Source organism: Pseudochryseolinea flava (genome assembly GCF_003286915.1).
Taxonomy (GTDB): Bacteria; Bacteroidota; Bacteroidia; order Cytophagales; family Cyclobacteriaceae; genus Ohtaekwangia; species Ohtaekwangia flava.
Map to the genome: position 1 here is coordinate 63,428 of NZ_QMFY01000003.1, position 13,728 is coordinate 77,155.

The following is a 13,728-nucleotide window of genomic DNA, read 5'->3' on the forward strand; positions in this document are numbered from 1 at the left end:
CACCAATAAACTTACCCAAGCATCTCCTTCGCCTTTTGGCCGTAAGCCGAATTGCGCTTTGCTAGAGTCGTTAAAATCAATGTTGCTTGCTTTGCTTTTCCAAGCTGCTTTAACGCAAGTGCCTTGTACAAAAGAGCTTTCTCGCTACCACTTTTTTCAGCCACGTGTTCCAAGAGTGGAAGTGCTTCTTTCGCGAGGTTATCGGAAAGCAAAAGCACTGCTAAATCTGTTCCTGCTTTCACATGATCAGGATTGATTAACAAAATTCTTCTAAGCTCCTTTAACGCATTGTCTTTATGTCCTGTGATGAGATACACCAGCGACAAATGATAACGGGCATGTTCATTTTCAGGTTCAAACGCGAGTGCAGCCCGTAAGTATTCAATGCTGCTTCCAAAATCTTCTTTCATCAACAACACAATACCAATTTGTGTAAGAACCGCTGGTTGCGCTGCATCCCGTGCAAGCATTGTTTGAAACACTTCGAACGCGTCGGCATATTTCTTTTGTGCAGCAAGTACAAGTCCAAGCTGAAATGGATAGTCGGTATTTGCAGTGTCAATCTCGATCACCTTACGATAAAGATTTTCTGCCCATTCGAAATTATTGGTGAGCTGAAAAATCTTAGCCAGTCCTTCTAGTGCCATGACGTTGGTTACATCAATCTCCAATGATTTTTGCAAATGCTTCACCGCCAAATCAAAATCTCCTTTCGCTCCGTATGCATTGCCGAGATTGAGATGTACGGTGGCGCTTCCTGAATTTGTAGCGAGTGCTTGATGGTAATAAGCGATGGCTTTCTCATGGTCACCTGTTGCAGCATATAAGAATCCGAGGTTGTTCGCAGCCGTTACATTTGTTTCATCTTGCTTGATAGCCTCTTTGAATTTCTTCTCAGCTTTTTTTACTTCACCACTAGCAAAGAGTTGTGCGCCGAGATTATTGAGTGTCATGCTGGTTTCCATAATGGTATTCTTTTGATTATGAACGTTGATTTTTTATTTCACTGATCAATCCTTTCAAAACTGATGATGGATCGATGTCTGGTTTTCTAAACTTCATGTCTTCATAGCTGACATTAAAATCCTGTCCGGACTTATACTTGATCGGTAGTGTCACCCCTAGATTCAGGTTAGATCCGAACTCATAGCTCTTTAACTTCCATTTCCATACTTTGTCGTACCATGCAAACCATGCCTTGATGAAACCGGTTATTTCGAATATGAATTTCGGTGTTACATCAGCATTGAGATTGGCATTGAGCTCAAGTCCTTTCGATGGACTCCAATTCACATCGAGGTCCGCAGATGCAGATGCTTCAAGTTTAAGTCCACCGGCAACTTCCAATCCTCCTTCAACACCACCGATCAAAGCACTGAGCCCGATGGAGGCGCGAACAGCGAGTTTTAATCCCGCTTCGGCTGGTATCACAAATTTTCCTTTTCCTGTTACTTCAGTATCTTCTGGTTTATCGGGGTTATAAGTGATACCGAGCTCCACACCTTCAAGTTTTCCTGGACCGATAAAAGCATAAGCAACCAACGCACCCTCTATACGCGCTTTCAATCCGATACTCTTTGGTCCCACAGGAATAGCAAAGATTGGAATGTCGAAGCCCATGCTGAAGAGATCTTTCTCGGGCATTGTTTTCTTACCGAATACTTCGATGCTCGATGAGAGCGCTAGTTTACCGCTAAAGATCACTTGGTTGTTTTCATCGAAGGTCACACCGATGGTACCTTTCAACCATGATGTAAGTTGTGCGGTGAGTTCACCACCACCGTACACACGAAAGTGTCCAGCTGCACCGCCTGCGTTAGGAGCTTCCGATGGTGGCGGTCCATTCGTAACAGTTACAAATATTTTACCCGAGAAGACACCTTTGCTATAGGCAACGCTGCCCTTCACCGTGAGTATTCCTTTGTCATACTCGATAGACAATTCGGCGTCGACAACTTTTATGCTTGACTTAGCTTTTCCTTTCGCTTTGAGTTGGTGTTGCCCTTCAACGTTTTCAATTGTTACTTCACCCTCGCCGCTCTCGATACCAGGCATTTTGGCGAGCTTGAATGTTCCTGTAAAAATGAATGAGTCTTCTGAAATTTTAGCACCTATAGTTCCCTTCTCTATCCACTTGCCTTCGAGCTCAGCTTCGCCATCGGCAGTTAGTATTTTTCCATCATAGCCTACTGTGATCGATCCTGACTTCAACCCTGTGACGGCGCCTTTCTTGAACCGAGCAGTGCCGCTGATCTTCCACTTTTCGGTGTCACCTGATTTTGTATAGATCGCTGACACTTCACCATCAAATATCTTGGGATCGAGTTTGAAATTTCCTGCGAGTGTAAATCCGTCGCTCATACCCTTCGCGGTAATTTCACCACTACCGACATTCTCGATACTAAACGCCACAATACCTTCTGCTTTGAAGTCACCGAGGCCGAGCATGATAGAGAAACTACACTCATCGATCTTGAAAGGCTTGGGAATATTCATCTCCGGTGCGGAGAATGTTTTTGCGAGCCAGATCCCATCTTCATCAATGCGTATCTCAATATCGAGCTTCTGAAAAATACTTGCAGACGGCATCATCTTTCCTGACGCCGCGATGCCTTTCTCATTTAGTTCGATCATATCGAGTACTACTGGACTAGTCTGCGGCACTTCAGGCTTAAGTGCATTGAGTCCGGTAAGCACAGCAGCTTTATTTAAGACACCACCAAATTGAACGATCGGTGAAGAATCAACAGCAACATCATAAACAAACGGTTTCTTAAATCCTTTCTTACCTTTGAGTAAAGTAATGTTCGCGGTACCAGACCCTGTTTCGTTTGGGGTAAGCGTGTTAATGGTAAGATTACCGAAGGTTTTTCCAACATTCAGTGGTTTACCGACGTCCTTTGCTTTGTCGAACTTAACATCTACTTTGGCACCACCCGTTGGGCTTACATAAAGGGCCAATTTATTTTCACTTCCGAGAAGATTATTCTTCATGATCTCTTCGCCAGAAAGAAATTCGAGACCGTCAAGTTGTGTACCACCTTCAATGTCGCTCTTCGAATAACTGATTGCTTCACCATCAGGCGGAAGCCCACCTTTAACACCGTTGGTAAGCTTAATCGCTTTTGTCTTTCGAATTGTAGCAGGAGTCGGTAGCTTACCCAAATCCTTTGTGGCAGCTTTCGTAAGTTCTCCTAGCTGGTTCTCAATTTCGTTTTTAATGTTCGATCCGGCCGACCTATTCTGCTTGGCCTCAAGCATCCACATGTTTGTCTCCACATCCTCACCTCCGAGCTGCCACTCAAGTTGATGATCAACGTCAAATGGCATAAACTTTCCAGAGGTATCCCAACGCGGGCGCTTTGTTTTATTGAGCACCTCTTCCTGCGATCCGATAATCAGTCCGTTCAACTTACCATCAGTTACTTTCGTTTTCTTCTCCTTCAAGAAGTATAGATCTTTACCTTGTAAATGTGCGATAGACGCGTGGCTCGCAATAACGGCATTACGCATGGTATCGAGTTTCGTCTTTGCACCACTGAACTTGATTGAATCCTCCCAAACTTTTATCTGCGCCGTCTTCCTCTCGCGATGCTTAAAGGGATTATCCTTCAATGCAAATCCGGACTTAAAATTCGGAACCTTGATATGGTCAAGCGTGACATCAACCACTTGTCCATTCTTAGCTTTCTTCAATGAACCCAATCCATCTTGCGAAAACTCCGTTTTCTTTTCTTCACTTGATCCAGACGAACTATTATCCTCCTTCTGAATCATCTTTCGCTTCAGTTCGTTTCCCTGCTGCACCACGTGCGTAAGCTCGTGCGCGAGTAGTCTCTTACCTTCTGTACTATCTGGCTTATACTTTCCTTCGGCAAAATAAATGTGATTACCATGTGTAAATGCTTGCGCGTTCAACTTCGTACACAATTCGTAACTCATCGGGTTGTTGTGAATCACAACGTTTTTGAAGTCTTTGCTGAATTGTTTCTCCATCTCCTTCCGCACATCGTCCTCCAACGGCTTACCGCCGGTCTTACTCGCCATGATTTGCTTTTCAATCGCTGGCTCTTGTGCCTTCGGATTATTCGCTTCACGTTTCTGAACCGGCTTCTCTTCATCTTTCGTCCCGGCTTCTTTTTTCTGAACAGGTTTTTCTTCGTCTTTCTTATTCGCTTCGTCCTTCTTCTGAACAGGCTTCTCTTCGTCTTTCTTACTACCATCGTCTTTCTTCTGCACAGGTTTCTCTTCGTCCTTCTTGTTCGCTTCTTCTTTCTTCTGAACCTGTTTATCGTCTTCTTTATTGTCCGTTGATTTCTTTTGAACGGGCTTCTCCTCTTCCTTTTTTCCGTCTTCCTTTTTTTGAACCGGCTTCTCTTCGTCTTTCTTACCGTCTTCTTTTTTCTGTACGGGCTTCTCTTCGTCTTTTTTGCCGTCCTCTTTCTTTTGAACTGGTTCTTTTTTATCTTCTTGCGGCGCATCTTTACTTTCTGCAGCCGAATCTTCCCTCTTGTCTTTCGACTCTTCGTTCTCCGCCTCCGCTCCAGTCTCTTTATTTTCTTCAGCTTCTTGTTTCTGCACAAAGTTGCTAATCGATGGAGCCGTAGCAGCACCTTGCCCTGCGTTGCGCTTCGAACTATTATTAACAACGGTGTCGGCTACACTATCGGCCTCTTTTTCATAGCTATCATCGGCCTGACCATAACGGAGTTTCGTCTGCAATGGAAGCTCATTTCCCCCAAGTGCATTTTGCTGCGATCCGTTCTTTTCTCCTTTCGATTTACCAAGAAATGCCATAGCGAATCGTTTTAAATTGTTCTACCCTCTTTCGAAAACTCACGCGCAATACCATTCACCATATCTTTCAATTGAATGGTATATTTTTGTTGCTCCAATGCTTTCAATGACGCATAGCGTATCACATTCATGATCGCACCGCCACTCAATTCATACTTATCTGAAAAATGCTCCAATGAAATTGACTTGTCGAGTTTCGACTTAACCGAAAAACCCTGCTGCCAAATACGCAAACGCTCTTCGACCGAGGGCATTGGGAAATAGATTGTGTTTTGAAATCTACGCATGAACGCTTCGTCAATGTTGGCGCGCAGGTTAGATGAAAGAATAACCACACCATTATGCTCTTCGACCTTTTGAAGTAGAAAAGAAACCTCTTGATTCGCATAGCGATCATGTGCATCACGAAGCTCCGTCCTTTTTCCAAAGAGTGCGTCGGCTTCGTCAAAGAATAAGATCCAATCTCTATTATTCGCGATATCAAATATTTTCGATAAGTTCTTTTCCGTTTCTCCAATGTATTTCGATACAACCATCGAAAGATCGACTCGATACACGTCAAGACCTGTATCTCTTCCGATCAATGCCGCTGTAAAAGTCTTCCCAGTACCGGGAGGTCCATAGAAAAGAATTTTATATCCTGGAGCAAGTTTATCGCCGAGTCCCCAATCGTCGAGCAACGTCTTGCCATGCGTAATCCAAGATTTGATTTCCTTTACCTGCTCCAACGTTCGACTATTGAGAATTAAATCCTCCATGCTGCGATTCGTCGTGATTCGTTTCGCCGGAAAACTGATACTGAAGTCAGGCTTATAATCCTTTCCATCGGTTAACAAATGCAAATAGTCTGGCGTAATGCGAATGGGCTGTTGTAAGAAAGGTGTATCCGCGGATTCATTCTCCATGATAAGAATCCCTGCTGTGCGCATAAATGACTCTTGATCAAAAATCTTACGATAGTAAAATCGCTTCTCCAAGTCATCGCCTGCTAACAGAAACAACGCTAAATCAACCGAAGGCATCGTACCTACCTTTTGCAACTTATCGCCCTCAATTTTTCCAGGCGCACTGATACGAATCCAGACGTCATCAAGAAAGTATGGCTTGATATGAGGAATGAGCGCGAGCAATAACACAACGCGTTCCGCTGCCGTGAACTTGAACTTACTGGTAATCTCTTTGTAAAATGATTCACCTTTAAATTTCGGCGCCGACGGCAAGGTTGTATTCTCGCTCTTCTTCCCATGATGTATCTCAAAGCGCAACGTGATAATCTTCTCCAACCAAAGAAGATCCTCTTGAATATGCTGCGCGTTCTGCTTGTAGCGTTCAGTTACCATTGCACGTATATCGGTTTAGTCATCCAAGGAAGTTTGATCACACTTAAGGGATAAGGAATTGTCTCTAATAAAATATCCCAGGCCTTTCGCTCGACCATCAAAAGCCAATTGTGTTGCTCGTCATATAACTTTCCCGAGCGTTTCAAAAAACTCTCACGAAAACCATCTGGAGACGTGCGTTTTACTTTCTCCCAACCATCATAGGTACTTGCCAAAAATTCATTCGACTCTTGAATTGACATACTGGCTAGTGCTGTATCCACGATCGCATCGTCAATTCCATAGCCACACAGCACTTTGGGCAGCACCAACTGAAACTCAAGCACAGGCATCGTCGGCGAAACCAAATGTTGAATTAATCTACAAGCGCTCATTCTACTGGTATGATCAATAAAATCATTTGCTTCATCGACCAAACCCTTGTCATGAAACAGTCGCTTCAAAAAGGGATACAACAGCACGACACCTGCATTTTCGACAAAGAATTCTCGCTGTTGTACGCGTTGTTGATTGCTTTTCACTTTCACACTAACGCTTTCTGACGTAGCCTCATCCAAAAAATGCTTTTCGCTAGTATTGCTCGAAGGCATAACGATTCTATGGATATTTACAAGAAACACATTCGCTTCATTGCCTTCATCTTCTTCCGAAACATTCTCCACCCTACGCCTCACCTCCTTCACACCCCTTGCGTCGTATATCGATACATCTTCCATCGATTTCCACCAGAACAAAACCATATCTTCAAAATCAGCGCTTTCATTGGACCCAACCTCGGCTATAGTTCTCAAGTGTGCAAAGCGAAGCGATTTCGTAACAGGAAGAGAAGTCAACAATGACTCCATGTGTTCAATCAGCTGATTGAAGGTGGGGCTTACACGCGCAAACTTTTTCCCTATTTCGACGAGTTCATCTACTGAGAAGAATTCTATAAATCTGTTGACTACGCATCCTATTTCCAATCGAGATGACCTGGACGCCACAAGCTGCGCGTACCAAGCAATGAAAGCTTGATCGTCAAGATCTGTTAACAATCCAAATACTTCGGCAGAGGTTTTGAATTGATGTGTGTCGGCATTCCAATCCAAATAGCCATGAATCAAATAAAATTTGAATTGCGTTAAGCATGAAACGTTTCCCTGATTGGCAACATGATGAAATTCGCCGTGCTTTGTTGTGATTGCCGAACCATTATCCTCAAACGCTCTTTTTAACATTTCCTCAACACGTGCACCAATCTCAAACTCATCGCTGATCGTGCCGAGATCCAACGCTAAACGACTCAACGTAATCGTGTCTTCATCGCGATTATACCGTCGCAATGTGTTCTCGATGATCGTTGGAAGATTACTGTGCGAAAAAGAACTCACGCTATCCTGCCACTGCATTCCTGTTGCAACGGACCTCGCGTGAATATCCCAGCACACGGTTCGAACCAAAATATCATTTTTTATTTGTTTCATGGGTATACATCGCTTTCACGTGATTTTCCATTGACTTTGCCGACATCTTCGCATTCGCTTTCATCATTTTTCCAATCGCCTTATAGTCGAGAACTTGTGGCTCTTTGAAATCGTTGCAAGCATCAATTGGATCCACCACAGTTTTAACATTGTGAATAAGGTGCGGTAAATAAAAGTCTGCTACCACACGGAAAGACTTCTTATCCGCGATAACAAATGCCTTCTCTGATTTCTCAGCAAGAATTATTTTGATAAAATCAGCGATACCTTTATACTTTTCATCAAGCGCTGCTACGCCATTCACAGCCTGATGGATATTTGTGTAAGCAACATCCAATTTCGACATATTCTTTTGCGGTGTTTTTGCATTGCCCTCAGCGGAATCCGCATATGAAGCCATGTTCACTTTGCGCGCCGACTTTTTGTACATCTTCACCTCTTGTGACACATGGCCTGGCTTTACAAACTTCACGGCCGTTGCAGATTTCGGAACATTCACGCGATATTTCCCTTTGTTATCGGTCATGCCATACACGATGGACTCATTCTCGGCATTCACGATATACGCCATGGCTACCGGCGCTTCGTTCACGTCGATGATCTCTCCGTAAAACTCTTGTATCTCTTCCTCATCCTCATAAACAAGGATAAACGTTCCTCCCTGAATCGTTCCAGCAATGTGCTCCATACCATGAACGCCAGTCTCGACATTGTTGAATCGATCAAAAAGGCAAAACGTCTGAACGCGCTTTTGAAAAATCGTATAGATCGTATAGAACTTACCCAACACACAGTCATCACCGATCTTATCGAGATACATCTCGAAGTAATTCAGAAAAATACTGACGACATCACTCAGCACCCACATGTTTCCAGGTTGCTCTTCACCTCTTTTGGCTACTAAGAAAAATTCCACGTCGCCCCATGTGTTGATGATATATTTGAACACCCTTGTGAAGTTGTCAACTACAGCAAAAGCAGAAGCGAAATTTGCAAAGTCGAATTGTTTAATATCTGCTGGCAAGGCATCAATCGCCGCATCTAATGCCGCCATGTATGCATCGAGAAGTAAGCCGATGATGTAGTATATATCCGCGTAGTCGATCGTCGCTTGGCTATTGGTTGTGTAAATCAAAATGACAATCATCCACGCAAACATGACAGCGATCATCTGACGATTGTCCTCGACATACTTCCTTAGTTCTATCAAGCAACAAGCAAGTTCGTTTCTACTCGTCAAGTAGGTTGTTTGTAAATCTGCAATCAAGTTATCGTCCGCGATGTAAACCTCGTTGAAATTCGAGTCCAGCTTTAGTGCGAGAATATCGAAACTCAGGTTATACTGACTACGAATACGCTTCAGTTCATTCACAGCGTCACTCAAGCTCTTGCCCACGTGTCCTTCAACGGCAAGTTTTGACAGCTTCACAACATCTGAAAGCAATGGGTTTTTCAATGCGTTTTGGACGTCAGCAGGAAGCCCGCCCGGGATGTAACCCTCGATGAAATAACTACGGTTCGCGTACGCTCTATTTTGGATCGTGAGTTTATAATTCCAAAGGTCTGCAAGATTGTATACCCCCTCTTTGTTATAGTAAAACGGTATGCGCTGATCACTAAGCATCGAACAACAATTTTTATCAGGGGTAATTCGAATAGGTACCTTATTCAAATCATCTTCCATCAAATCAGAAAAATTCAGCATGTCGATCATCGTCACCAGCCTACTGATAATCATTTTCGATTTTTTCAAATGTCCGGATTGACCATTCATTACAGGCGAATACAAGAAATGATTTCTATACACTGTTGGTGGCGCGTAATCGTTAGGATTAAATTGCCCAAGTGTATTGCTAGCCAATTCACCAATCATCAAGTGCCGGGGAAACTTTGTTGGATCTGGTGAGCATTCTCCCATCAACGCAAATAATTCCTCGCGCAATTCGCTATAACTTTCTACGAGATCGCGAACAAAATCATATAAATATTGTGCTGTCCATTTTTGTTGATGACTGTAGATAAGCTGTAGCAGGCCATTGGAACCATCGTTGAGATCGAAACTCGGGAATGGTGTAGTCGTAGAAGCAAGTTGCGCATCAAATATCGGCTTAAACAACTCGTACGTGCGATGAAGAGCTTTCGCAACGCGCACACTGCTGCTTTCAATTACATTAAAATAGGCCTTCTCCAATTCCGCATAGGAATGAATTGACCTTAAATCAAAATCAGCATTACTATTTGCGTTGTGTAGTCGCTCAACAAAAACAGGTGGAAGTTGATACTCAGGGTTAAAGAAATTATCCCGATCACTGTCCGTGTTCAATAGATTGTTGAACACATTCGGTGCGTAGGCTTTCTTTAAAATCTTTTGAGCGTCGGATAATCCAGTTGCTTTTGTATGCTCAACCAGCAGAACCCGAAGCGTGAAAAGCCACTTATTCCCTTTTTCATCACAATTTTCTCCTAAGCACTTTCCATTCGGTTTGTCCTCGATATCAAGGAAGAGTATTACAATCTTATTGGCGACGTCATTGTTTGTCAAATTAGAAACACCGCTTTCAGTGCTGCCATCAGGCTTGAGCTCGATGCACGTGAAGGGTGTATCTGAAGGTCCGATTAAGAATGGCTCATAGTCCGCCGGCGTTGTGTATGATTTCTTCTTCGTAAAGGATAACTTCTCAGGGATATCAATAAGAAATCCACAACTCGTTACCCCCACGCCGTGATCAACCTCGACCGTGATGCTGTTCCCACCTAAAATCAAATTCGGTTTAAGTCCACAGACAATTCCAATTCCTATCAAGCGCTGTCGCGTAAAACGATCTTGCTGTTCCAGATAGAACGCGAGCTCATTGAGTTGCGTATGCGTCAATACCTGATTGGGCATGAAATGCGGAAAGCTATTGAGCTGGTCAGTAAGTGGCGTAATGGTTATTGGATCCATAGCAAGGTCTTTTTTTCAATGCGTTACAATTAATTTTCATCTTCAACATCATCCATGGTTCCCAGTGAAGATTGGCCGAGTGTAATTGGCGCATCTTTCGTGGGATGTTCACAATCATGAAGTACTCCTTCTGGATAAATGTTTGTCAACTCACTAATCCTAATGATCAGTTCGCGTGTGGCGTCGTCTACCAATGCTCTATCAGGGAAATCATCACAATGTAGTGACCGCCAATTCTCCTGCGCTTGTTCAAAGTGATAGAGGTCATGTGCGTCTACCCAGCAAATTTTTGCAAGAATATGTGCGGGTGTCTCTAAGCGAATAATACGTTCAGCAAAGGTTCGGAAAGTCACGTTACGAAATCTCTCCGTCCAATAAGGGAATACAATTGTGATTCTAAAGGAATAATGATCTGTTATCGGACAATCGCAGTCTTCGTCGAGTTTACAGAGTCCAAAGTAGCCGGCATTTACGTCGCTCTCCGCAATCATCCCCTCTTGGATGGGCCGCAACAAAATGTGTTCTACAAGGTGAAATGCCTCCTGGTGATAGGTGGCGATAATCGCTTCTACAATAAGTCCTATCAACAACTCTGCTTCTTCCTTTGTAGCCGACGGTGTAGTATGTTCCGCGATCACGACGTTATCGAGCGTCAGATAAAACTTAAAATCATCGGCTTCATCGATGTCATACACCAACGCGTTGCCTCCAAACTCAATCGCCTTAAAAATATCTTCCCTGCAGTCGTTGATATCTGCATATTCAGGAAGTTGACTTGTCATGACTACGTCGCCATCGATTACAAATTCAAACGTATATTTACCTGCGCTTTCGATGATGTTAAAACCCGTTTCTAGAAAGTTCGGTGCAATGCCTATCGGGACTAACATGCGATACGACGGGTCATTGATTCCAAGAAGTCTCGACGCGCGGCGTTGTAATCCCGAAATAGCTTTATCCGCGGCAGTCTCGCCATCCTGATTTTCCTCATCCTTATGACAACATTTGTATTGAAACGCACGTCCGCGGTTACTACTTATTTTCGGATAGTCATTTAGAAAAAGAACTTTGTCAGCAACGAGATCCGCATCTGTCTTCCCGTTGAACATCTTATGCATGACTTCCACATAGTCACCAAAATTCTCGGCAAAGCGCGCAATGAGATGGTCGAGAAAATCATTTCTACGTTTGTAATAGGTTGCTTCATCTTCGGTAATAGCTTTAAGCTGCGTTAAATAATTGTTTACCGGTGGTGAGGTGATAAAGTTGTCCCAATCAACAGCATAACCTTGCTCATCGTCTAAGTCTGTTCCATAGGCTAATGTATCTGTAAACTCCTTCAGCAGATTTTGCACATGATGAAACGACAAATCTTCTTTTAATGGCTTGACGTCGTATACCGGTAGCGTTGCGTATGTAGGCACATAAGACGCACTTTGCTGGACAGAAAGTAGATCCTTTGTAAGATCGAGTTGACCATAAAAATTCACCATTAGCTGATCAAAAAGCAACAGATAAGATTTGAGTTGCTTCACCTGGCCTTTTCTTGCCGCACTATCCGCCGTCATAAAACCATTTACGCCAGTCTTGTACACTTCCGGCAAATCGTTTTGAACGGAACTGTATTCAACCAAATGACGAAAACGTCCTTGAGGTATCGGCAAATCATTTTTACTCTCCTTGATTTTAGGCTTGCTGTCTTTGGCTTGTAATGTTTTAATGATCAACTCCGCTTGCGCACGATCAGCAAAAAACTGTAAGCCGCTTTTATAAAAATGAACTTTTTCTGTTGTTCCCTTTGCTAGTTGCAAACTGTAAGGGCCGCCAAGTTTCAAACACCAAAGCTCACCCTCTGTTTGTGCGACACCGTCCAAGTAATTCGTAATTTGCAGATGAGTGATCGTCTTCACGCCTGGAATGGACATGATGATGTTGTACAAGTCCGATGTATGTACCTCTGTTTTCAGATCACTTTCCGACAGCTCCTCATCATCGATAAATCCATGATTCGGAACATACCCTTCAAATATTGCTCCCGTCGCAAGGCCTCGTTGATACATCTCATCAAGCGTATAAAATCTCACCGGTGGCGACAAGAATCTGTCTATGCGGAAATAGATTTCAGCTAATATCTGTTCCAAATCTGCTGTTGGCTCAACTTCAACATCCGCACACAACAAAATTTCTTGCTGCCTTACAATGCTATACTTCACATAGTCCTCGCATAGATTACGTTTTGCGTGAAGTGCGCAATGAACGTTCTTCATTCGTGTTATAATCTCCCGTAACCGCGCCGCGATGTAAAATCCAAATGACTTTTCGCCTGCCGCCAACTGTGATAGCACCGTTTCTATGTAAGAATTGTCAAGTGTACCTATGGTTTCAATGACAAGTTTCAGATTTGTGAAAGAGATTACTTTCGTGGCGTCATTATCAAATTCTAATTCGAAGGTATCGATGGTCCTTATATTTCCGATACCGGAAACAGTAACAGCCACATTTGTGACGACACTGTAGTTCAAAACATTTACATGATTGTAATCCCACCATGGAAACTCAGCCTCGATTACAGGAAAGGCAATCTTTACGACAAATTCATCACCGTTGAGCTTCTCAATCACCCATTCTACCACATTCGCATTCAGATCTCCAAACTCCTGATGCTCCTCCAATTGAAGCACCACATTATAAAGTCCATTTAAACGCTTCGCTGTATAGTTGCCAGGATTGGTAAACTTGACATCATATGCTTTTGTATCGCCCTGGCACTGAAAATAAAATGTAGGCTGATCAATGTAAGGCTCTGTTGTTGTACTGTTGTAATAATGTTTTAAGAGCCAGCTGTTTTGAATTCCGATTTGGTCAATTATAAATCGCCGTAGATCGAGAATCGTTGTCGGATTATTCGTTAGAATTTTCTTTGCCGTATAAAAATCATCAGGTTGTCCAGCTGGGATTCGCGCCAACAAATCTTCAATGCTGAACGAAAGCTTATAGCCGGCTTCTGTCAAGGCCCAACACAACGCTTCAAGAATGGTGATACCTGGATCATGCGCCAAGTGATCTGTCCACACGTGACTACTCAATGCACGAACATGATCCATTCCCTCGCCAAGCAGCCATTCGAAATTCGCGAATGGTAGTCTGTCATTTTGCTTCTGTATCGTCAGTATCTTACTCATTG

General features: G+C 43.3%; 6 protein-coding genes. All 6 read right to left on the reverse strand.

Going from position 1 to position 13,728, the window contains the following annotated elements; translation table 11 throughout:
- Positions 1-11: 11 nt before the first annotated feature.
- From DQQ10_RS07940 to DQQ10_RS07965, 6 genes are read right to left on the reverse strand one after another with little or no spacing between them, the layout of a single operon-like run.
- Entirely contained in the window at positions 12-965 is a 954-nt protein-coding gene (locus DQQ10_RS07940; protein ID WP_112746323.1) for a tetratricopeptide repeat protein, read from the reverse strand.
- Positions 966-981: 16 nt separating this feature from the next.
- Positions 982-4,797, reverse strand: coding sequence for an eCIS core domain-containing protein (locus tag DQQ10_RS07945; protein WP_112746324.1), 3,816 nt, complete (start codon positions 4,795-4,797; stop codon positions 982-984).
- A gap of 11 nt (positions 4,798-4,808) precedes the next feature.
- Positions 4,809-6,137, reverse strand: a complete 1,329-nt coding sequence (locus tag DQQ10_RS07950) for an ATP-binding protein (protein ID WP_112746325.1) — start codon at positions 6,135-6,137, stop codon at positions 4,809-4,811.
- The gene (locus DQQ10_RS07955) at positions 6,131-7,600 is read right to left on the reverse strand and encodes a contractile injection system tape measure protein (RefSeq protein WP_112746326.1); all 1,470 of its coding nucleotides are present in this window, start codon (positions 7,598-7,600) and stop codon (positions 6,131-6,133) included. Before DQQ10_RS07955 ends, DQQ10_RS07950 begins: the two co-directional genes overlap by 7 nt.
- The gene (locus tag DQQ10_RS07960; protein WP_112746327.1) at positions 7,581-10,544 is read right to left on the reverse strand and encodes a hypothetical protein; all 2,964 of its coding nucleotides are present in this window, start codon (positions 10,542-10,544) and stop codon (positions 7,581-7,583) included. The genes DQQ10_RS07955 and DQQ10_RS07960 overlap by 20 nt, the downstream gene beginning before the upstream one ends.
- A gap of 29 nt (positions 10,545-10,573) precedes the next feature.
- A complete protein-coding gene (locus tag DQQ10_RS07965) occupies positions 10,574-13,726 on the reverse strand; it encodes a hypothetical protein (RefSeq protein WP_112746328.1) in 3,153 nt (1,050 codons plus the stop codon).
- Positions 13,727-13,728: the final 2 nt, after the last annotated feature.

Coding starts and splice junctions, on each gene's coding strand:
- DQQ10_RS07940 (WP_112746323.1), bottom strand. CDS start 965: ATGGAAACCAGCATGACACTCAATAATCTCGGCGCACAACTCTTTGCT.
- DQQ10_RS07945 (WP_112746324.1), bottom strand. CDS start 4,797: ATGGCATTTCTTGGTAAATCGAAAGGAGAAAAGAACGGATCGCAGCAA.
- DQQ10_RS07950 (WP_112746325.1), bottom strand. CDS start 6,137: ATGGTAACTGAACGCTACAAGCAGAACGCGCAGCATATTCAAGAGGAT.
- DQQ10_RS07955 (WP_112746326.1), bottom strand. CDS start 7,600: ATGAAACAAATAAAAAATGATATTTTGGTTCGAACCGTGTGCTGGGAT.
- DQQ10_RS07960 (WP_112746327.1), bottom strand. CDS start 10,544: ATGGATCCAATAACCATTACGCCACTTACTGACCAGCTCAATAGCTTT.
- DQQ10_RS07965 (WP_112746328.1), bottom strand. CDS start 13,726: ATGAGTAAGATACTGACGATACAGAAGCAAAATGACAGACTACCATTC.